Annotated in this window: 19 protein-coding genes; 11 read left to right on the forward strand and 8 right to left on the reverse strand. The window is 73.8% G+C overall.

Going from position 1 to position 19,013, the window contains the following annotated elements; genetic code table 11:
* The first annotated feature begins 37 nt into the window (after positions 1–37).
* From ABTW95_RS00645 to ABTW95_RS00665, 5 genes are all read left to right on the forward strand, one after another.
* Complete coding sequence (locus ABTW95_RS00645) at positions 38–667, forward strand: LysE family translocator (protein WP_396447645.1); 630 nt, start codon at positions 38–40, stop codon at positions 665–667.
* 151 nt (positions 668–818) lie between these two features.
* Entirely contained in the window at positions 819–2,039 is a 1,221-nt protein-coding gene (locus ABTW95_RS00650; protein ID WP_500223413.1) for a PucR family transcriptional regulator, read from the forward strand.
* A 32-nt stretch (positions 2,040–2,071) separates the two neighbouring features.
* Positions 2,072–2,680, forward strand: coding sequence for a TetR/AcrR family transcriptional regulator (locus ABTW95_RS00655; protein WP_396453967.1), 609 nt, complete (start codon positions 2,072–2,074; stop codon positions 2,678–2,680).
* The gene (locus ABTW95_RS00660) at positions 2,677–4,026 is read left to right on the forward strand and encodes an MFS transporter (RefSeq protein WP_500223415.1); all 1,350 of its coding nucleotides are present in this window, start codon (positions 2,677–2,679) and stop codon (positions 4,024–4,026) included. The genes ABTW95_RS00655 and ABTW95_RS00660 overlap by 4 nt, the downstream gene beginning before the upstream one ends.
* Positions 4,016–5,440 carry a pyridoxal phosphate-dependent decarboxylase family protein gene (locus tag ABTW95_RS00665; protein WP_500223417.1) on the forward strand — a complete coding sequence of 475 codons (1,425 nt, stop codon included), beginning with the start codon at positions 4,016–4,018 and terminating at the stop codon, positions 5,438–5,440. Before ABTW95_RS00660 ends, ABTW95_RS00665 begins: the two co-directional genes overlap by 11 nt.
* On the opposite strand, the gene ABTW95_RS00670 is transcribed toward ABTW95_RS00665, so the two are convergent.
* Positions 5,437–6,912, reverse strand: a complete 1,476-nt coding sequence (locus ABTW95_RS00670) for a D-alanyl-D-alanine carboxypeptidase family protein (protein ID WP_500223419.1) — start codon at positions 6,910–6,912, stop codon at positions 5,437–5,439. The two genes, ABTW95_RS00665 and ABTW95_RS00670, sit on opposite strands and share 4 nt — an antisense overlap.
* Before the next feature lie 1,559 nt (positions 6,913–8,471).
* On the opposite strand from ABTW95_RS00670, the gene ABTW95_RS00675 reads away from it, so the two are divergent.
* Positions 8,472–8,891, forward strand: a complete 420-nt coding sequence (locus ABTW95_RS00675; RefSeq protein ID WP_500223421.1) for a CBS domain-containing protein — start codon at positions 8,472–8,474, stop codon at positions 8,889–8,891.
* 68 nt (positions 8,892–8,959) lie between these two features.
* On the opposite strand, the gene ABTW95_RS00680 is transcribed toward ABTW95_RS00675, so the two are convergent.
* Positions 8,960–10,123, reverse strand: coding sequence for an aminotransferase class V-fold PLP-dependent enzyme (locus ABTW95_RS00680; RefSeq protein ID WP_500223423.1), 1,164 nt, complete (start codon positions 10,121–10,123; stop codon positions 8,960–8,962).
* Between the two features lie 120 nt (positions 10,124–10,243).
* Between ABTW95_RS00680 and ABTW95_RS00685 the strand changes: the two genes are divergently transcribed.
* Positions 10,244–12,130, forward strand: coding sequence for an ABC transporter ATP-binding protein (locus tag ABTW95_RS00685; RefSeq protein WP_500223425.1), 1,887 nt, complete (start codon positions 10,244–10,246; stop codon positions 12,128–12,130).
* A gap of 217 nt (positions 12,131–12,347) precedes the next feature.
* Here the strand turns inward: ABTW95_RS00685 and ABTW95_RS00690 are convergent, their stop codons facing one another.
* From ABTW95_RS00690 to ABTW95_RS00710, 5 genes are read right to left on the reverse strand one after another with little or no spacing between them, the layout of a single operon-like run.
* Positions 12,348–12,782 (reverse strand): SRPBCC family protein, encoded by a 435-nt coding sequence (locus ABTW95_RS00690; protein ID WP_500223427.1) that lies wholly within the window; start codon positions 12,780–12,782, stop codon positions 12,348–12,350.
* A 37-nt stretch (positions 12,783–12,819) separates the two neighbouring features.
* The gene (locus tag ABTW95_RS00695; RefSeq protein WP_396447634.1) at positions 12,820–13,620 is read right to left on the reverse strand and encodes an ABC transporter permease; all 801 of its coding nucleotides are present in this window, start codon (positions 13,618–13,620) and stop codon (positions 12,820–12,822) included.
* 15 nt (positions 13,621–13,635) lie between these two features.
* Complete coding sequence (locus tag ABTW95_RS00700; protein WP_500223429.1) at positions 13,636–14,580, reverse strand: ATP-binding cassette domain-containing protein; 945 nt, start codon at positions 14,578–14,580, stop codon at positions 13,636–13,638.
* On the reverse strand, positions 14,577–14,888 hold the full coding sequence (locus ABTW95_RS00705) for an ArsR/SmtB family transcription factor (protein WP_500223432.1): 312 nt from the start codon (positions 14,886–14,888) through the stop codon (positions 14,577–14,579). Before ABTW95_RS00705 ends, ABTW95_RS00700 begins: the two co-directional genes overlap by 4 nt.
* Positions 14,885–15,238: a VOC family protein gene (locus ABTW95_RS00710; protein WP_500223434.1), complete on the reverse strand. Its 354-nt coding sequence runs from the start codon at positions 15,236–15,238 to the stop codon at positions 14,885–14,887. The genes ABTW95_RS00705 and ABTW95_RS00710 overlap by 4 nt, the downstream gene beginning before the upstream one ends.
* Positions 15,239–15,339: 101 nt before the next feature.
* Here ABTW95_RS00710 and ABTW95_RS00715 point away from each other — a divergent pair, with 101 nt between their 5' ends.
* From ABTW95_RS00715 to ABTW95_RS00725, 3 genes are all read left to right on the forward strand, one after another.
* Positions 15,340–16,260 carry an NADP-dependent oxidoreductase gene (locus tag ABTW95_RS00715; RefSeq protein WP_500223436.1) on the forward strand — a complete coding sequence of 307 codons (921 nt, stop codon included), beginning with the start codon at positions 15,340–15,342 and terminating at the stop codon, positions 16,258–16,260.
* An 85-nt stretch (positions 16,261–16,345) separates the two neighbouring features.
* A complete protein-coding gene (locus tag ABTW95_RS00720; protein ID WP_396447631.1) occupies positions 16,346–16,588 on the forward strand; it encodes a hypothetical protein in 243 nt (80 codons plus the stop codon).
* A complete protein-coding gene (locus ABTW95_RS00725; RefSeq protein ID WP_500223438.1) occupies positions 16,588–17,034 on the forward strand; it encodes an SRPBCC family protein in 447 nt (148 codons plus the stop codon). The genes ABTW95_RS00720 and ABTW95_RS00725 overlap by 1 nt, the downstream gene beginning before the upstream one ends.
* A gap of 17 nt (positions 17,035–17,051) precedes the next feature.
* Here ABTW95_RS00725 and ABTW95_RS00730 read toward each other — a convergent pair whose 3' ends face one another.
* A complete protein-coding gene (locus ABTW95_RS00730; RefSeq protein WP_396447629.1) occupies positions 17,052–17,399 on the reverse strand; it encodes a hypothetical protein in 348 nt (115 codons plus the stop codon).
* Positions 17,400–17,519: 120 nt separating this feature from the next.
* Between ABTW95_RS00730 and ABTW95_RS00735 the strand changes: the two genes are divergently transcribed.
* Entirely contained in the window at positions 17,520–18,884 is a 1,365-nt protein-coding gene (locus tag ABTW95_RS00735) for an SMI1/KNR4 family protein (RefSeq protein ID WP_500223441.1), read from the forward strand.
* Positions 18,885–19,013: the final 129 nt, after the last annotated feature.

Below are 19,013 nucleotides of genomic sequence, written 5' to 3' on the forward strand. Positions count from 1 at the left end.
CTAGAGGCAGGACCACTGCGCTCCCTAGCGTTCTCGCATGACCAATCCGCTGCTGTTCCTGCTGGCCGCGCTGACGCTGGTCGCCATCCCCGGCCCGAACCACCTGTACATCACCACGCGCAGCATCGGCGAGGGCCGCCGCGCCGGCGTGGTGTCCGCGCTCGGCGTCGAGACCGGCACGCTCGTGCACATCGCCGCCGCCGCGGCCGGGCTGTCCGCCGTCGTCGCCGCGTCCGCCACCGCCTTCGGGTTCCTGCGCTACGCGGGCGCCGCGTACCTCGTCTACCTGGCCTACCGGACGCTGCGCAGCCGCCACCGGCTCGGCGAGATGGAGCTCGCGCCGCAGCCGATCCACCGCGTCTACCTGGACGGCGCGCTGGTGAACGTCCTCAACCCGAAGGTCGTGCTGTTCTTCCTGGCGTTCCTGCCGCAGTTCGTCGACCAGGACGCCGGCGCCGTGCCGCTGCAGATCGCGGTCATGGGCCTGGCCACCGGGCTGATCGGCCTGGTCAGCGACATCGCCTACGCCCTCGCCGCCGGGTCGATCGGCGGCTGGCTGCGCGCCCGCCCGGCGTTCCAGCGGCGGCAGCGGTACCTGACCAGCATGATCTACCTCGGGCTCGGCGCCGTGGCGGTGTTCGCCGGGCCGAGCGCCCGCCGCGCCTGACCGGGCCGGACACCGCGGTGTCCTCCCTGGAGCTAGTGTCCGCCGTGCCGGAATTGTCACCCGGCTTATAAGTGCCGCCCCGCAATGCGTCGCCGGTGGTGCAGCCCGCCCGGCGCGCCGTCGGTAGCTTCCGTGGCGGGAGGTGCGAACGGTGACCACGACCCTTCAGGAAGGCTCACCGCTGAAGCCCTGGGCGGGCGTGCCGAGCGAGCTGTCCGGCGTGTTCCGGCCCCACCTGGACGCCCTCGCCGAGGAGATGATCGAGGAGATCCTCGCCGGGATCCCCGAGTACTCCCGCCCGCAGGACGAGGAGTACGCGCGGCTCGTCCGGCTCGCCGTCGAGGGCGCGCTCCGCCAGTTCGTCGACCTGATCATGGACCCGGAGAGCTCGTGGGAGCCGGTCGCCGCCGTCTACCGGGAGATCGGCCGGGCCGAGGCCCGCGAGGGCCGCAGCCTGGACATCCTGCAGACGTCGCTGCGGCTCGGCGCCCGGGTCGCGTGGCGGCGGCTCGCGTCGGAGTCCGAGCGGTACAACGTCTCCCGCCGCACCCTCGCCAGCATCGCCGAGGCGATCTTCGCGTTCCTGGACGAGATCGCCCGCGCCGCCACCGAGGGCTACACCGAGGCCCGCGCGCAGGAGGCCGGCGAGCTGGAGCACCGCCGCCGCCGGCTGCTCGACATGCTGCTCGCCGAGCCGCCCGCCTCCCCGCAGGCCGTCGCCGACGTCGCCCGGCTCGCGCAGTGGCGCGTCCCGCGCACGGTCGCCGCGGTCGTCCTGTACGAGCGGGGCAGGCAGCCGTTCTCGCACCCGTCGCTGCCGCCGGACGTGCTCGCCGACGTCAACCGCCGCGAGCCCTGCCTCCTCGTCCCCGACCCGGAGGGGCCGGGCCGCGGCAGGATGCTGGAGTCGGCGCTGCGCGACTGGATCGCCGCCCTCGGCCCGACCGTCCGCACCGAGGACGCGGCCAAGTCGCTGCGCTGGGCCCGCGAGGCGCTGCCGCTCGCGCGGCGCGGCATCCTGCCGTCCGACCGGCTGGTCCGCTGCGCCGACCACATGCCCGCGCTCGTCGTGTTCAAGGACGAGGAGCTGGTGCGCGCGGTCGCCGACCTGCGGCTCGCGCCGCTGAAGAGCGTCCGGCCCCGGCACCGCGAGCGGCTCATGCGGACGCTGCTGTCCTGCCTGCAGAACGGGTTCAACGCCACCGAGGTCGCGCACCGGCTGCACGTCCACCCGCAGACCGTGCGGTACCGGCTGCACCAGCTGGAGGAGCTGTTCGGCGAGCGGCTGTACGACCCGGACACGCGGCTGGAGATGGAGATGGTGCTCACCGTGTGGCTCACCGAACCGCCGGACGATCAATCAATCGATTGACCGACTTGGGGGTTACCGCCTAGTTTGAGGCTATGACCGGTAACGACTCCGGTCGAGAGCGGATCCTCGACGCCGCCACCCGGCTGTTCGCCGCGCTCGGCTACGACGGGACGTCCACGCGGATGATCGCGGAGGCGGCCGGGCTCAACGTCGCCACCGTCGCCTACCACGTGGGCGGCAAGCGCGACCTCTACCTCGCGGTCATGGAGCGCGCCCACGAGCAGGAGCGCGCGGTGCTGTCGTCGGCGATCGAGGAGATCACCCCCGACGTGGACGGCATCCTCACCCTCCTCGACCGCTACATCGACTTCTGCATGACGCGGCCCGAGATCCCGGCGCTGTGGATGCACCGGTGGCTGTCCGACGCCGCGGACGTCGCCCACCTGGAGGAGCAGTACGTCCGGCCGCTGATGGTGATGGTCGCCGACGCCGCGCGCAAGGTCGTCCCCGACGACGTCGACGTCGAGTACGTCGTGTGGACGGTCGTCTGGGCCACGCACGGGTTCGGGGCGGGCGGCGTCCTGGACGCCGACGGGAACCGCCGCGGCCCGGACGACCCCGAGGCCGTCGCCCGGTTCCGCCGCCACATGCGCCGCACCGTCGCCCAGGCGATCGGTATGTCCGACCAGGTCAGCGGATGACCGCGCCGGCCGCCACGGCGCTGCCCCGGCGCCGCCTCCTCGGCTACGGCGTCGGCTCGGTCGGCACGGGCGTGTTCTCCTCCGTCCCGGGGCTGCTGCTCCTGTACTACCTGACCGACGTCCTCGGCGTCTCGGCGGCGATCGCCGGGGCCGTGCTCGTCGTGCCCAAGGCGTGGGACGTGCTGCTCAACCCGATCGTCGGCGCCGCGAGCGACCGCGAGGCCGTCCGCACCGGGCGCCGCACCCGGCTGCTGCTGCTCGGCGCCGCCGCGCTGCCGCTGCTGTTCGCCGCCATGTTCGCCGTGCCGGTCGACTCCCCGGGCATCGCCGCGGCCTGGGCCGGGGTCGCGTTCCTGCTGGCCGCGAGCGCGTTCGCCTGCTTCCAGGTGCCGTACGTGGCGCTGCCCGCCGAGATCTCCGCGGACCCGTCCGAGCGGGGCCGCGCGATGGCGTGGCGCGTCGTCTGCCTGACGCTCGGCATCCTCGTCGCGGGCGGTCTCGCGCCCGCCCTCACCGAGGCCGCCGGGGGCGGCCGCGCCGGATACGCGCTGATGGGCGGGGTGATCGGGCTCGCCATGGGCGCCGCCATGATCGGGAGCACGCTGGCGAACCGGTGGATCCCGTCCCGCCCCGGCCCGCGCCCGCTCGGGCTGGTCGCCGCGCTGCGCACCGCGCGCGGGAACAGGCCGTTCTTCCTGCTCCTCGGCGCCTCCGTGCTGCAGATCCTCGCCGTCGGGATCATGCTGGCGGGCGCCCCGTACGTCGCGACCTACCGGCTGGACGACTACGGGCTCACCTCGGCGATGTTCGTGTGCATGGTCGGGCCCAGCGCGTTCGCGGTGCCGCTGTGGCGGTGGCTGTCGCGGAAGTACGGGGTCGTCGAGTGCTACGTGGTGGGGGTGCTGCTGTTCGCCGTGACGGGCGTCGCGGCCTACCCGGTCATCACGTCCACCGCGGGCGTGCTGGTCTGCGCCGGGCTCGTCGGCGTCTGCTACGCGGCCATGCAGCTGCTGTCGCTGGTGCTGCTGCCGGAGACCGTCCACGCCGACACCGGACGCACCGGCCACGCGCAGGCCGGGGCCTTCACCGGGCTCTACACCGCCGCGGAGACCGGCGCGCTCGCCCTCGGCCCCGGCGTGTTCGCGCTGATCCTCGCCGCCACGTCCTTCCACTCCTCCGACCTCGAAACCCCCGTCGTGCAGCCGGCGTCGGCCATCACCGGCATCGGCGTCGGGTTCACCATCGTCCCGGCCCTGCTGCTGCTGATCAGCGTTCCGCCGCTGCTCGCGTTCCGGCGGGCCGCCGCCCGCCGACCCGTAGAGGAAGCCCAGGAAAATGCCGTCTGATCCCCTTCCCGAAGCGGGCCGCGCCCCCGCCGGCCTGCTGGCCGAGCTCGCCCGGCTCCGGGACGCGGACCTGCCCGTGCGCGGCGGCCAGGTCACCGCCTACGTCTACGACACCGGACGCGAGGCCGTCCACGACCTCGCCGCCACCGCCTACCACGAGATGCTGGAGGTGAACTGCCTCGACCCGACCGCGTTCCCCAGCATCGTCGCGCTGGAACGGCAGATCGTCGGGTACGTCGCGGCCAAGCTCGGCGGCGGCTCCGGCGTCTTCAGCAGCGGCGGCACCGAGTCGATCATGCTGGCGGTGAAGGCCGCGCGGGACGCCCACCCGGTCGAGGGGCGGCCCCAGATCGTCCTGCCGGCGACCGCGCACCCCGCGTTCCACAAGGCCGCGCACTACCTGGGCCTGGAGGTCGTGCACGTGCCGGTGGACGCGGGGTACCGCGCCGACCCCGCCGCGACCGCCGCCGCGATCACGCCGCGCACGGCGCTCGTCGTCGCGTCGGCCCCGTCCTATCCGCACGGCGTCATGGACCCGGTCCCGGAGATCGCCGCCGCCGCGGCCGCCGCCGGAGTGCCCTGCCACGTCGACGCCTGCGTCGGCGGCTGGGTGCTGCCCTGGCTGCGGGACGCGGGGCGCGACGTGCCGCCGTTCGACCTGTCCGTGCCGGGCGTGACGTCGATCTCCTGCGACCTGCACAAGTACGGGTACTCGCCGAAGGGCGCCTCGGTCGTGCTGTTCGCGGACGAGTCGCACCGCCGGCACGCCTACTTCGCGTCCGCGGAATGGCCCGGGTACACCGTCATCAACGCGACCGTCCAGAGCAGCAAGAGCGCCGGGCCGCTCGGCGCCGCCTGGGCGACCCTCAACGCCGTCGGCGCGCAGGGGTACCGCGAGCTCGCCGAGAACGCGATGAAGTCGGCGGAGCGGCTGATCGCCGGCGTCGCCGCCGTACCCGGGCTGCGCGTCCTCGGCGAGCCGGTCGCGCCGCTCGTCGCGGTCGCCTCGTCCGACCCCTCGCTGGACGTGTTCGTCATCGCCGACGAGGCCAGGCGGCGCGGCTGGTTCTTCCAGCCGCAGCTCTCCTACCAGGGCATCCCGCCGAACCTGCACTTCACGCTGACCGGCGTCAGCGACGTCGACGCGCTCCTCGACGCGCTCACCGGCGCCGCCGAGGCCGCCCGCGCCGCCGGCCCGCCGGACGTCCCGGCCGACCTGGTCGCGGCACTCGCCGACCTGGACCTCGACAGCCTCGACGACGCGGGCTTCGCGGGGCTCCTCGCCTCCGTCGGCGTGGACCTCGAGGGCGGCGGCGAACCGGAGATGGCCGTGGTCAACACCATCCTGGACGGCCTGCCGCCCGCGACCCGCGAAGCCCTGCTGATCCGCTTCCTGTCGGCGCTCTACGCCTAGCCGAGGCGGATGAGCCGCTTGAGGTAGGACGGCTCGTCCAGGTTCCGGGCGAGCCGCAGCGGCACGGTCGCCGCACCGGCCGTCACGGCGCCGACCTTCTGGCCGCCGCCGGCCTCGTGCGGCGGGTCGCCCGTGACGCCGACCGGCACGGTCAGGCCGGGCCAGCCGACCACCGTCACCGGCGCCGCGGCGCGCAGCGGCGTCGTCCCGCCGAGCCCGTCGTCGACCCGCGCGACCCGCGCCCCCTTCGGCGCCAGCGTCACCGCGGTCAGCGCGCCCTCGGCCGCGGTGACGAGCCGCCCCGCCGCGCTGACGGCCCCCGCCGCGCTCGGCGACCGCTGCCCCATCACCGCGCCGATGATCAGCGTCGGCACGCCCGCGACGCTCTCCCGCGCGGCGAACACGAAGTTGCCGCCGGCCGCGTCGGTGTAACCGGTCTTGCCGCCGACGACGCCGTGCTGCCCGAGCAGGAAGTTGCCGCCCTCCCGCGCCGCGCCGCCGCCGTCCGGCACGTACGCCCGGTTGTTGACGATCTCCGTGAACGCCCGGACCTTCATCGCGGCCCGCAGCAGCTTGACCTGGTCCTGCGCCGTGCTCACGGTGCCGGCGTCGTACCCGCTCGGATCGGTGTAGTGCGTGGCGGTCATGCCGAGCTCGCCCGCCGTCGCGTTCATCTTCGCGACGAACGCCTGCTCGCTGCCCGCGTCCCACCGCGCCAGCTCGTGCGCGACGTCGTTCGCCGAGATGATCAGCAGCGCCTCCAGCGCCTTGCGCTGCGTCAGCTTCTGGTACGCGGTGACGCCGAGCAGCGACTCGTCCCGCTTCTTGCGCATCGGGATCTGCGCCGCCGCCTCCGGCGACACCGTCAGCACCGGCCCCGGCTCACCCGGCTCCAGCGGATGGTCGCGCAGATACACGTACGCCGTCATCACCTTCGCGACGCTCGCCGTGGGCGTCGGCGCCGTCCCGCCCGAGGACCCCATCATCCCGAGGCCCTCCACGTAGACGGCGGCCTGCCCCGCCGTGGGCCACGGCAGCGCGGGCGCCTGCCCCGGGAACGCGTGGCTGGACGCGATGGCCAGCTCGATCGTGGGCTGCGGGACGGGCCGGATGAGCTGGCCGGCGGCGACGCCGACGAGCAGCACCAGCGCCGCCACCAGCACGATGAGCCCGCGCCGCCGCTTGCCCTTCCGCCGCGGCTCCGCCGAAGGCTGCACGGGGGGCCGGGGCTGCACGGGGGGCTGCGCCGGGGGCTGTGCGGCGCCGTCCCAGGGCACGTTCCACTGCCCCGACGACCGGGCCGGATACTCCCCGGAGCCCCGCACGGCCGGCAGCCGCTCGACCCGCGTGACAGAGGCGTCCGGCGGTGGCGCGGCGGGCAACGCCCGCTGCGGCGACGCCTCGTGCGGCCGCTCCCGTACCGGCGCCGCCTGCGCGCCCTCGTTGCCCGGACGGTTCTTCGAGGGATCCACGCGCCAAGGCGCACCCTGCGGCGGCGCGGCCGCGGGCGGGACACCCTGCGCACCGGCCGAGGCGCCCCTTGCCCCCGGAGCGCCCTCCTGCGCACCGGGCGGAGGGCCCTGCCGGGGTGTCCCGGCGGACGGCGCCGCATGCCTGCCCCGCTGCGGCGCCGCGCCCGGCCGCGCGTTCCCGCGCCCCGCCTGCGGCGCCGCGTCTGCGGGCGGTGCCGCGTCCCGGGCCGGCGCCCGATGCGCCGACCGGCCGCCAGACCCCGCGGGCGGCGCCTCGGGCGGGGTGGACGCGTGCGATGCCGGCCGGCTGCCCGGCCTGCGCGCATGGCCGCCGGACTCCAGCGGTCCCGTCTCGGCAGGCGGGCCGGTGCGAGGCCGTCGTATCGGATAGGTCGCCGGGCGTGTTTCGTCGCGTGGTTGTTGCGGCGCGGCTTTTGCGGGCGGGGTGGGTGGCTGTCGTGTGGGTTGGGTCGTCGGGCGTGCTTCGTCGCGCGGCCTTTGCGGCGCGGCTTCTGCGGGTGGGTTGGGTGGTTGTCCTGTGGGTTGGGTCGTTGGGCGTGCTTCGTCGCGCGGCTTGCGGGGTGCCGCTTCTGCGGGTGGGGTGGGTGGCCGTCGTGTGGGTTGGGTGGTCGGGTGTGTTTCGTCGCGTGGTTGTTGCGGTGTGGCTTTTGCGGGTGGGGTGGGTGGCTGTCGTGTGGGTTGGGTGGCCGGGCGTGCTTCGTCGCGCGGCTTGCGGGGTGCCGCTTCTGCGGGCGGGTTGGGTGGCCGTTGCGCTGGTCGGGTGGCCGAGTGCGCTTCGTCCCGGGGCTTCTCCGGCGGAGTGGGGCGTGGCTCCTCGCGTGGTTGCCGACGTGGTTCGGCGGGCGTTTCCGCGGTGGTGTCGCCGGGGCGCTCCTGTGCGGGCGCGGCGTGCTTCGGCGCGCTCGGGCGCGGTGTCGGCTGGGTGGGCGCGGTGCTCGGGTGCGGCGTTGCGGTGTCGCGGTCGTCGCGTTGCGGTGCTTCTTCGGTTTCCGGCGGGTCCTCGTCCTGCTCGGACGGGGCGGGGCCGGGTTCTTCCGCGTCGGACGCTTCGGCTGCGTCGTCCTCTGCTGCGGGCGTCTCGGGCGGCGTCGGGAACTGGACGTACCAGGTCGGGGTGGGCGGCTCTTCCGAACGGCGGCGGATCGCCATGTCCGGGCGGGTCAGGTCGACCTTCGCGGGGGCGCGGAACTCGGCGGTCGCCGTGCGGGCGGCGTCCTGCTCCTCCTCGGTGCCGGACGTGTCCCGTTCCCGCTCGGCCTCGTCGTCCACGTCCCCGACCTTCCTCGTACTCGAGTCATGACAAGCAGGCGGAGCGGTCCCCCCGACAACCCCGTGCATAGTGAAGGATGCGCAGTTTATCGAGAAGGTTCGCGCTGATTCGCATGCGCGGCCGCCGTGTTCCGCGAGGGGACGGCCGGGGCGAGCCGGATGCCCGACGCGTCCGGGGCGTCGTGAGTGATCCCGTTCCTGCCGGGTAGGGGCCGGATCAGCCCGGGCCCAGCACAACGGTTCACGAGGCTCAAGGAGTGAGCATTCCCATGGCCACGAAGATCCGCGAAATCATGACCGGCTCGCCGACGTCGGTGTCGCCGGAGCTCGACCTCGTCACGGTGGCGCGGGCGATGCGGGACGAGGACATCGGCGCCGTGCTGGTGGCGGACGGCGACGACCTCATGGGCGTCGTCACCGACCGCGACCTGGTCATTCGCGGGCTCGCCGCCGGCGGCGACCCGGCCCAGGCGAAGATCGGCGGCATCGCCAGCCGGGTGACCGCGACCATCGGCCCCGACGACACGCTGGACAAGGCCGCGCAGATCATGCGCGAGCGGTCGGTGCGGCGGCTCCCGGTCATGGAGGACGGCCGCCCGGTGGGCATCGTCTCCATCGGCGACCTCGCGATGGAGAAGGACTCGGAGTCGGCGCTCGCGGACATCAGCGCCGCACGCCCCAACACCTGACTTATTCCCGACCAGTGGGCGCGTCCGGAGGTCGCCTACCGGTGCCCATCCTCCGACCCCGGGCGCGCTCACTTTTGGGGCAGGGCGGCCAGCAGCCGCTCCAGCTCCCCCTCGGTGTTGTAGTAGTGCACGGAGGCCCGCACGGCCGTCGGCCGGGCGTCCGGGTCGTATCCGTGTGATGCGGGGTACGTGACGTTGATGTTGACATCGTGTGCGCGTGCGGCCTTCTTGATGGCGTCGGGTTCGTGGCCGTCCACGGTGAAGGTGACGATCCCGGACTGCCGTGCACCCTTGTCGAGGACAGTGACGCCAGGGCGTTCGGCCAGGGCGGCGCGCAGCTTGGCGGCGAGGTCGGTCACGCGGGCCTCGATGTTCGCCATGCCGAGGCCGGTCGCATAGTCCGCGGCGACGCCCAGGCCGATCTGCCCGGCGACGTACCGCTCCCACGTCTCGAAGCGCCGGGCGTCGTCGCGCATCTCGATGCCGTCCGGTGACTTCCAGTCGGCGGCCCGCAGGTCCAGGAACGGCGGGACGAGGGTCCGCAGGATGTCGCGGCGCACGTACAGGAACCCGGTCCCGCGCGGGCCGCGCAGGTACTTGCGGCCGGTCGCGGAGAGCATGTCGCAGCCGATCTCCTCCACGTCGACGGCGAGCTGGCCGACCGACTGGCATGCGTCCAGGAGGTAGAGGACGCCGTGCTCGCGGCAGAGCCGCCCGACCTCGGCGGCCGGGTTGATGAGCCCGTTCTGCGTGGGGATGTGGTTGAGCGACACCAGGCGGACATCGCCCTTGGCGAGTTCGGCCTCCAACGCCTCCAGCGAAAGGGTTCCGTCCGCCTCGTCCGGGACGACGTCCACCCTGGCGCCCTTGGCCTCGGCCATCTGCCGGTAGGCGATCGCGTTGCTGGAGTACTCGCTGGTCGTCGTCAGGATGCGGTCGCCGTCCGCGAACGGGATCGAGTAGAACGCCATGTCCCACGCGCGGGTGGCGTTCTCCACGTAGGCGACCTCGTCTGCGCGCGCGCCGATGAGCCCGGCCACGGCGTCGTAGAAGTGCTGGACGGCCTCCGCGTTCTGCTCGGCCGCCTCGTACCCGCCGATCGTCGACTCCAGCGCGAAATGCCCGTTGACGGCCTCGATGACGGGATAGGGAGGCAGCGCGGCGCCGGCGTTGTTGAGGTGGGCGACCCTCGCGCACCCCGGGGTGTCGGTCCGGATCCGTCCGATGTCCATGCTCGCCTCCGCAGAAATGTCGTACCCCCGCGTGATGCTGGATCGCGGTCACGACTTGACCTCAAGCCGCCTTGAGGTCGCATGCTTGCCGGTCCAGGCTAACGATCTTCAGGGGGCTCCATGGACATGGAAGTCACGGCGTGGATGTCGCTGCACCATGCCATGAACGCGCGGGACAGCAGACCGTTCTCCAAGGCGACCCTGCGCCGCATCGCCGGGTTCGCCCGCCCGCACCGGCGCCCGCTGGCCGCGTTCCTCCTGCTCAGCGTGGTGATGGCGGTCATCGCGGTGGCGACGCCCGTACTCGCCGGATGGGTCGTCAACGCGATCGTCGACCGCGCCGCGACGTCCACCGTCGTCTGGCTCGCGGTGCTCATCGCCGTCCTCGCGGTCGCCGAGGGCGGGCTGGGCCTCGCCAACCGGTGGCTGTCCGCCCGCATCGGCGAGGGGCTGATCCTCGACCTGCGCACCGCCGTGTTCGACCACGTCCAGCGCATGCCCGTCGCGTTCTTCACCCGGACCCGCACCGGCGCCCTGGTCAGCCGCCTCAACAACGACGTGATCGGCGCCCAGCGCGCCTTCAGCGACACCCTCTCCGGCGTCGTCAGCAACACGGTCACGGTGCTGCTCACCTTCGCCGTGATGGTGCGCATCTCGTGGCAGATCACCCTGCTCGCGCTGCTCCTGCTGCCCGTCTTCGTCCTCCCGGCCCGCCGCATGGGCGCCCGCCTGGCCCGCCTCGAGCGCGAGGCCGCCGCGCACGACTCCGCGATGAGCACGCAGATGACCGAGCGGTTCTCCGCGCCGGGGGCGACCCTCGTGAAGCTGTTCGGTCGCCCGGACCGCGAATCGGCGGAGTTCGCCGCGCGGGCCCGCCGCGTCCGCGACATCGGCGTCCGTACCGCGATGGTGCAGCACGTCTTCATCACGGCGCTCACCATGGTGTCGGCGCTGGCCCTCGCCCTCGTCTACGGCCTCGGCGGGTTCCTGTCGCTGCGCGACCACCTCGACGCCGGCGCCGTCGTCGCGCTCGCTCTCCTGCTCACCCGCCTGTACGCGCCGCTGACCGCCCTCGCCAGCTCCCGCGTCGAGGTGATGAGCGCCCTCGTCAGCTTCGAGCGCGTCTTCGAGATCCTCGACCTGGAGCCCCTCGTCGCCGAGCGGCCCGACCCGCGCACCGTCCCGTCCGGCCCGGTCTCGGTGGAGTTCGAGGACGTCACCTTCGCCTACCCGTCCGCCGACAAGGTCTCCCTCGCGTCCCTCGAAGAGGTCGCCACCCTCGACACGCGCGGCGGCGTGGACGTCCTGCACGGCATCTCGTTCCGCGCCGAACCCGGCCAGATGATCGCGCTGGTCGGCTCCTCGGGCGCGGGCAAGTCGACGATCGCCCAGCTCCTGCCGCGCCTCTACGACGTCGACTCCGGCGCCGTCCGGCTCGGCGGCGTGGACGTCCGCGACCTGTCCTTCCAGGCCATCCGCGAAACCCTCGGCATGGTCACGCAGGACGGCCACCTGTTCCACGAGTCCATCCGGGAGAACCTGCTGCTCGCCCGGCCCGAGGCCACCGACGACGAGCTCTGGGACGTCCTGCGCCGCGCCCGCCTCGACACCCTCGTCGAGGGGCTGCCGGACGGCCTCGACACCATCGTCGGCGAGCGCGGCTACCGCCTCTCCGGCGGCGAGCGCCAGCGCCTCACCATCGCCCGCCTCCTCCTCGCCCGCCAGCGCGTCGTCATCCTGGACGAGGCCACCGCCCACCTCGACTCCACCTCCGAGGCCGCCGTCCAGGAGGCCCTGGCCGAGGCGCTCGACGGCCGCACCGCCATCGTCATCGCCCACCGGCTGAGCACGATCCGCGCCGCCGACGAGATCCTCGTCATCGAGGACGGCCGGATCGTCGAACAGGGCGCCCACGACGAGCTGCTCGCCGCCGAAGGCCGCTACGCCGACCTCCACAACACCCAGTTCGCCAACACCCCGCCGCTGGAACCCGAGCCCGCCCTCTGACTCCCCGAGCCCGCCCCTCTGACTCCCCGAGCCTGCCCTGGACACGCGCCAAGCCCGCCCTCGGCATGCGCCGAGCCCGCCCAGACAAGCGCCGAGCCTTCCCTCGACACGCGCCGAGAAGCCGCGACGGCGCCGCGAGTGTCGAAGCGCCCGGACGGCCATGGACCCGGCCCGGACCCGGCGGGTCGGGGGCGGCGAGGGCTGGGTCGGGCCGGGGTCAGGGGAGGGCGGTGAGGGTTCGGTTGAGGGCGCGGAGGACGCCGGAGCGCCAGCCGCTGCCCATGCCGCGGAACGCGAACGCGTTGACGGGGTCGTCCAGGTCGAAGCCCGCGTGCTCGATGAACAGGCGGGTGCCGCGGCCCTCGGGGGTGAGCCGCCACGTCACCGTCGTGTCGAGGCCGCCGCCGTTCCAGGTGATGCGCAGGAGGCGCTCCTCGTCGATGTCGAGGACCCGGCAGGCGATCCTCCCGTCGAAGCCGACGTTCGGGATCGGCGGGGCGGTGAACGTGAACCGGTGCCCCACGACGGGCTTGAAGTCGTTCGGCATCAGCCAGCGGGCCAGCAGGTCGGGCTCGGTGAGCGCCCGCCACACCTTGGCCGGCGGATGCGGCAGGAACTCGTCCACCTCGATCGACGCGCGTTCACCGCTCACGCCGTCCCCCTCCGGCCCCGTGCGGGGCGTCGCAGCCTCACGTCCGGCGTGCGCGGGTGACGGCGACGAGGCCGGAGACCGCGATGATCCCGGCGGTCCACGCCAGCGCCCGCGGCACGTAGTGGGCGGCGCCGTGGCCGAGCAGCGCGGACGCCGCCTCGCCCTGCGTCAGGACTCGGACGGTGTCCATCATGACAGTGACCGGCTGGTTCTCCGCGAAGCCCCGCAGCCATCCGGGCATCGTGTCCACCGGCACGTAGGCGCTGGACACGAAGCTCAGCGGCAGCGCCAGGAATCCGGCGCCCTGCGCCGCCTGCGGGTTCGCGGTGAGCAGCCCCAGCGCGACGAACATCCACACGAACGCGAACCCGAAGAGGACGCACAGGCCGAACCCGGCGAGCGCCGGCGCCCAGCCCGCGTGCACCCGGAACCCCACGGCGAAGGCCAGCGCGGTGCTCACCGCGAGGATCAGCGCGACGCGCACCGTGTCCGCCGCGACCTGCCCGGCGATGACGGCCGTGCGCGGCATCGGCAGCGACATGAGGCGGTCGAGGCGGCCGGACGCCAGGTCATCGGCGACCGCCACCGCCGCGCTCATCCCGGCGAACAGCCCGCTCACCGTCAGCAGCCCGGGGATCATGTAGTCGACGTAGCCGATGCCGCCCGTCCCGATCGCCCCGCCGAACACGTAGCGGAAGATCAGCAGGAACGCGATGCTCTGGACGAGCCCCATCACGATGATCTGCGGCGTCCGGAGCGTGCGCCGGACCCCGCGCTGGGCGATGACCCAGCTCGCCGCCCCCAGCCCGGACCCGCCGGACGCCTGCGTTACTGCCACGGTGATCTCCTCTGGTCATGCGGTGGTGGTCTGGGCGGGGGCGGTGAGGGCGAGGAAGACCTCGTCGAGCGTCGGGCGGCGGAGGGTCATGTCCTCGATGACGGCGCGGTGGTCGGCCAGTGCATGGGCGGCCTTCATGAGGTCGTCGGGGCCGTTCTCCGCCGTGAGCGTCAGCAGCAGCGACGCCGGATCGGTGTGGACGTCGCCGACCGCCCGCAGGGCGTCCGCGGCCGGTTCGAGGGCGGCGTGGTCGCGGACGTGGATCTCGATCAGGTCGCCGCCCATCCGGGCCTTCAGCTCGCGGGGCGAGCCCTCGGCGGCGACGCGGCCGCAGTCGATGATGACGACGTGGTCGGCGAGGTGGTCGGCCTCGTCCAGGTACTGGGTGGTCAGCAGGACGTTCGTGCCGTTCGCCACCAGGTCGCCGATGGCGTCCCACAGCTCGATGCGGCTGCGCGGGTCGAGCCCGGTGGTGGGCTCGTCCAGCAGCAGGAGGCGCGGCGCGCCGACCAGGCTCGCGCCGAGGTCGAGGCGGCGGCGCAGCCCGCCCGAATAGGTGCGGACGAGCCGGTCCGCCACGCCGCCGAGCGACAGCCGGTCGAGGACGTCGGCGGCGGCCGCGCGGGCGGCCCGCCGGCTCAGGCCGAACAGCCGGGCGGTCATCTCCAGGTTCTCGCGGCCGGTCATGGCCCCCTCGACGGCCGCGTACTGCCCGGCCAGGCCGATGATCCGGCGCACCCGGCCGGGGTGCCGGGCGGCGTCGACCCCGTCCACGAGCAGCGTCCCGCCGTCCGGGCGGACCAGCGTCGCGACGGACCGGACGAACGTCGTCTTCCCGGCGCCGTTCGGCCCGAGCAGGGCCACGACCCGGCCGGGCTCGGCGACGAGGTCGAGCCCGTCGAGGGCGGCGACGCGGCCGAAGCGCTTGACCAGGCCGGCGGCCTCGACGATCGGGGTCACAGGTCCTCCTCGTCCAGCAGTTCGCGCAGGTTGGAGAGCTTCTCCCGCCAGAACCGCTCGTAGGGGAGCAGCCACTCCGACAGCTCGCGCAGCGGCGCGGGCTCCAGCCGGTAGACGCGCTGCCGGCCGTGCCGCCGCTCGCTGACCAGCCCGGCCTCCCGCAGCACCCTGAGGTGCTCCGACACGCTCGGGCGGCTCATCGCGAAATGCGCGGCGAGGTCGTTCACCGGGCGCGGGCCGTCCAGCAGCAGTGAGGTGATCTCCCGGCGGACCGGGCTGGCCAGCGCCCCGAAGACGTCCGCGGTCACCGCGCGGCCAGCACGATGGAGTTGCCGTCGGGATCGGTGAGCGTGGCCTGGCGGCCCCACGGCAGGTCCTGCGGCCCGTCGACCTCGACGCCGGCGGCGCGCAGCTTCGCGCAGTCCGCGTCGAGGTCGGCCGTCTCCAGCATCAGCCCGTGCACGCTGCCCGGCGCGGGCACGTGATCGGCGAGGACGACGCTCGTCTGCGCGCCGGCGGGGGCGACCTGCAGCCAGCGCATCGGGCCCGCCTGGCGGTCCGCGACGACCTCGAGCCCGAGCTTGCCGGCGTAGAAGTCCTTGGCCGCGTCCAGGTCCGAGACGGGAACGGTCAGCAGCCGCACATGCGTGATGTTCATGTGCCCGACGATACGTAGGAGGATTCCTACGTGTCAAACGTAGGAGGTTTCCTACCTATCGGGCCGCGTTTAGGGGAGGGACGCGGAGGGAGGGTGGAGGCATGCGCGCCGTCACCTATGACTCGTTCGCGTCCGACAACTCGCGGCTGGCCGTCGGGGACGTCCCGGACCCGAAGGTCGGCCCCGGCCAGGTGCTGATCGAGGTCCGCGCCGCCGGGGTCAACCCCGTGGACTGGAAGGTCATGGCCGGCGGCCTCGACGGGATGATGGACGCGATGTTCCCCGTCATCCCCGGCTGGGACGTCGCCGGGGTCGTCCGAGCGGTCGGCCCCGACACGCCGGAGTTCGGGCCGGGCGACGAGGTCATGTCCTACGCCCGCAAGGACGTCATCGGCCAGGGCACGTTCGCGCAGTACGTCGCGGTGTCGGCGGACGACGTGGCGCGCAGGCCCGAGGCGCTCGGCTGGCCCGAGGCGGGCGGGCTGCCGCTCGCCGGGCTGACCGCGCAGCGCGCCCTCGACCGGCTCGGCGCCGGCGAGGCCGACGTGCTGCTCGTCCACGCGGCGTCCGGCGGTGTGGGGAGCTTCGCGGTCCAGATCGGACGCGACCGCGGTGTCCGCGTCATCGGCACGGCGTCCGAGAAGAACCACGACTACCTGCGCGGACTCGGCGCCGAACCGGTGGCGTACGGGGACGGGCTGGCCGAACGCGTCCGCGAGCTGGCGCCCGGCGGGGTGACCGCGGTCGCCGACTTCGCGGGCGGCCAGCTGGACACGACGCTCGCGGTCCTGGCCGAGGGCGGGCGCCACGTGTCCGTCGCCGACCCCACCGTGGACGAGCACGGCGGACAGTGGATCTGGGTCCGCCCGAACGGCGCGAAGCTCGCCGAGCTGGCCCGTCTCGCCGACCGCGGCGCGCTCGCGGTCGAGGTGGCCGGCACGTTCCCGCTGGAGGAGACGGGCGCCGCGTTCGACGCCAGCCGCGGCGGCCACACGCGCGGCAAACTCGTCATCACCCCCTGACGCCCCAGGGAGTACCGCCCTACCCGTGACGTCCGGAGGCCGGCCGCCCGGGGCGGAGGCCGGACGAGCGTGTTACATTGTTACCGTGGTAACAGTTGAGCGGGTGCAGACCGGCCTGCGCATCGAGCGCAACGTGCTGAAGGTCCTGAAGGCGCTGGCCGAGTACCTCGACCTGTCCCTGGGCGACCTCGTCGAGGGCATCGCGCTGCACGCCTTCGAGGGCAAGGCGCCCTTCTCCGCGGAGACCCTCGCCAAGATCGAGCAGCTCAAGGACGTCTACGGCCTGACGCTCACCGCCGCGGACGCGCACACGCTGGACGATTCATGATGAGCGCCGCGACCAACGCCCAGTACCGGCTCACCGGCCGCCTGACCGTCCCGCTCCCGCCCGACCGGGCGTTCGAGCTGTTCACCGCGCGGGGCGAAGAACGCTGGGCCGCGCATTGGAAGCCGCGCTTTCCCCTGCCCGTCACCGACGACGCCGTGCCGGGGACGGTCTTCCAGACCGATGCCCACGGACACGCCACCACGTGGATCGTCCTCGACAGCACCCCGGGCCGCCGCATCCGCTACGCCCGCGTCACCCCGCAGACCACCGCCGGAACGGTCACCGTCAGCCTGAACGGAACGGGCGGACGAACCGAAGTGACGGTCACATACGAGCTCACCGCACTGACCGAAGCCGCCGCGCCCGGCCTCCGTGAATTCGCCGCCGGCTACCCGGCCTTCCTGACGGACTGGCAGCACGCCATCACCCGGTCACTCCGCGCCTGACCGCCGATCGAGCGGCGTCAGGACTTCGGTCGCCTCCTGCCGGGAACGATCCACGCATGAGGCGCGGGATCGACCGCCAGCTCGTTCTCCACGAGCTCCTGCCAGCCCTCGTCCGCCAGGCCGGCGGCGACGAGCAGGTCCCGCCAATCCGTGCGGCCGAGCGATATCGCCTCGTCCAGCTCGCCCAGATGCCCTCGGGCCAGCACGAGAGCGGCGACCTGAATGCGCTCGACATGGATGGAATCGCGAGGCTCGCCGCGAAAGACATCGCTGGTCAGCCCCGCCAGAGCCTCGGTCACCTGCGGGACGTGGTGCGGGAAGTCGGCACGGACACGGCGCCGCACACGCTCGGAAACGTCGACCACGCTTCACGCTCGCACGGGCACCGCGCCCCGGACAACCCGGCAATGCGGCCAATCCCCGGCCGCCCGTGCGATCTTCCGTGATAATTGCCGCCACGATCACGGAGGGACCGGGAGGCGCCATTGCCCGCGATCAACGACTTCGGCACCTGGGAGCCCCTGTTGCGGCTCCTGCGCGCGGGCAACGCGAAGGCCCTCGCCGCCCCGGACGGCCACGTCGCCGGGCGGATCGGCCGCTACGGGTGGAGCCTGCCCCTCCCGCCGCGCCTTCCGCCGCCCGGCCGCGCTCTCCAGGTCGAGGACATGCAGGAGGAGTTCGACGCGGTCGGACGCGTGCAGAGCGCCCTCGCCGACGACGAGGAGATCTCCTTCGTCGCGGAGATCGGGCCGACCGGGCGGACCGTCCTCTACCTCCTCGATCCCAGCCCCGCCGTCGAAGCGGGCATCGGGCCGCACCCGGGTGCGCTCGTCCTGGTCGACCAGGCCGTCCCGGAGCCTTGGCGCCGCCTTCCCGACCCGGTGCCCGGCGCGGCGCCGGCCCCGTCCGCGGACCCGGCCCTGCTGGGACGGACGCTCCGCGAGCGGCTCCCCGGCGCGACCGGCGCCACGGAGGCCGAGATCGCCGCGGCGGAGGCCCGCCTCGGCGTCGCGCTGCCCGCCGAGCTGAAGGCGCTCTACCGGGTGATGCGCGGACGGTGGGACGACTGGGGCGACGACTACGAGGCGGCCGAACGCGCCGCCGAGGCGGTCGGCTGCGAGCTGTTCCCGCTGGAGGAGGTGTACATCGCCGACCCGCCGTCCCGCCCGTGCCCGTGGCGGTTCGCGGCGCAGGAGGCGGTCGTCACCCCGCCCGGCGCGGCGGTGCAGGGGGTGGTCGGCTCGCCCGGCTGGATCGCCTTCGGCGACAACGGCGGCGGCGACCGGCTGGCGGTCGACCTGACCCCGGGCCCGGCCGGCCGCGTGGGGCAGATCATCATGATCGGCCATGAGCAGAGCATCGGCGCCGACCTGCTGGCCGACTCGCTCACCGACCTCGTGGTGAACGGCCGCGACGAACCGCGCTCCGACCGGAGGGACGATTCGCCGGCCGTGGCCAGGATCAACTACCGGGACCTGCCGAGCGTCCACGCCGCCGCCCACCCGGAACTGGAGGTCGTCAGCATCGGCGTCTGGGAGGGGGAGCCGCTGAGCCTCGCCCCGCTGGCCGGGCTGCCCCGGCTGCGGACCCTCACCGCCTACCCCGGGACGCTCGCCGACCCGCTGGAGATCGCCAAGCTGACCGGCCTGGAGTTCCTGGAGCTCGGCCCGGACGAGTGGCGCGTCCTCCTGGACGCCGGAGCCGTCCCGCGCAGCCTCTCCGCCGCCGCGATCGAGGTGCACGGCGACCGCCACCCGCTGCCGGTCGTGTCCCTCGCCAACGAGCTGCTGGCCCTCTGGGACCGCCCCCAGATCACCCAGACCATCCTCGAAGGCCACCTCACCTCCTAGGCGCCGCGCGGGCAGAGCAACCGACGCCCCCAGCCCTTCTGACGCGCTCGGCCGGTCCTGCGAGGGACGCCGGAGCCGACGATCGTTGTACCGGAATGCCTCGTTGTTGGCCTGCGGCCTGTTTTGCCC

The organism is Spirillospora sp. NPDC127506 (assembly GCF_040302145.1).
In the GTDB taxonomy this organism is placed as follows: Bacteria; Actinomycetota; Actinomycetes; order Streptosporangiales; family Streptosporangiaceae; genus Spirillospora.

What these genes read in the sequence shown, in the direction of transcription:
- ABTW95_RS00680 (WP_500223423.1), bottom strand. Translation starts at nt 10,123, where the DNA reads ATGGACATCGGACGGATCCGGACCGACACCCCGGGGTGCGCGAGGGTC.
- ABTW95_RS00715 (WP_500223436.1), top strand. Translation starts at nt 15,340, where the DNA reads ATGCGCGCCGTCACCTATGACTCGTTCGCGTCCGACAACTCGCGGCTG.
- ABTW95_RS00665 (WP_500223417.1), top strand. Translation starts at nt 4,016, where the DNA reads ATGCCGTCTGATCCCCTTCCCGAAGCGGGCCGCGCCCCCGCCGGCCTG.
- ABTW95_RS00660 (WP_500223415.1), top strand. Translation starts at nt 2,677, where the DNA reads ATGACCGCGCCGGCCGCCACGGCGCTGCCCCGGCGCCGCCTCCTCGGC.
- ABTW95_RS00725 (WP_500223438.1), top strand. Translation starts at nt 16,588, where the DNA reads ATGAGCGCCGCGACCAACGCCCAGTACCGGCTCACCGGCCGCCTGACC.
- ABTW95_RS00655 (WP_396453967.1), top strand. Translation starts at nt 2,072, where the DNA reads ATGACCGGTAACGACTCCGGTCGAGAGCGGATCCTCGACGCCGCCACC.
- ABTW95_RS00675 (WP_500223421.1), top strand. Translation starts at nt 8,472, where the DNA reads ATGGCCACGAAGATCCGCGAAATCATGACCGGCTCGCCGACGTCGGTG.
- ABTW95_RS00685 (WP_500223425.1), top strand. Translation starts at nt 10,244, where the DNA reads ATGGACATGGAAGTCACGGCGTGGATGTCGCTGCACCATGCCATGAAC.
- ABTW95_RS00645 (WP_396447645.1), top strand. Translation starts at nt 38, where the DNA reads ATGACCAATCCGCTGCTGTTCCTGCTGGCCGCGCTGACGCTGGTCGCC.
- ABTW95_RS00710 (WP_500223434.1), bottom strand. Translation starts at nt 15,238, where the DNA reads ATGAACATCACGCATGTGCGGCTGCTGACCGTTCCCGTCTCGGACCTG.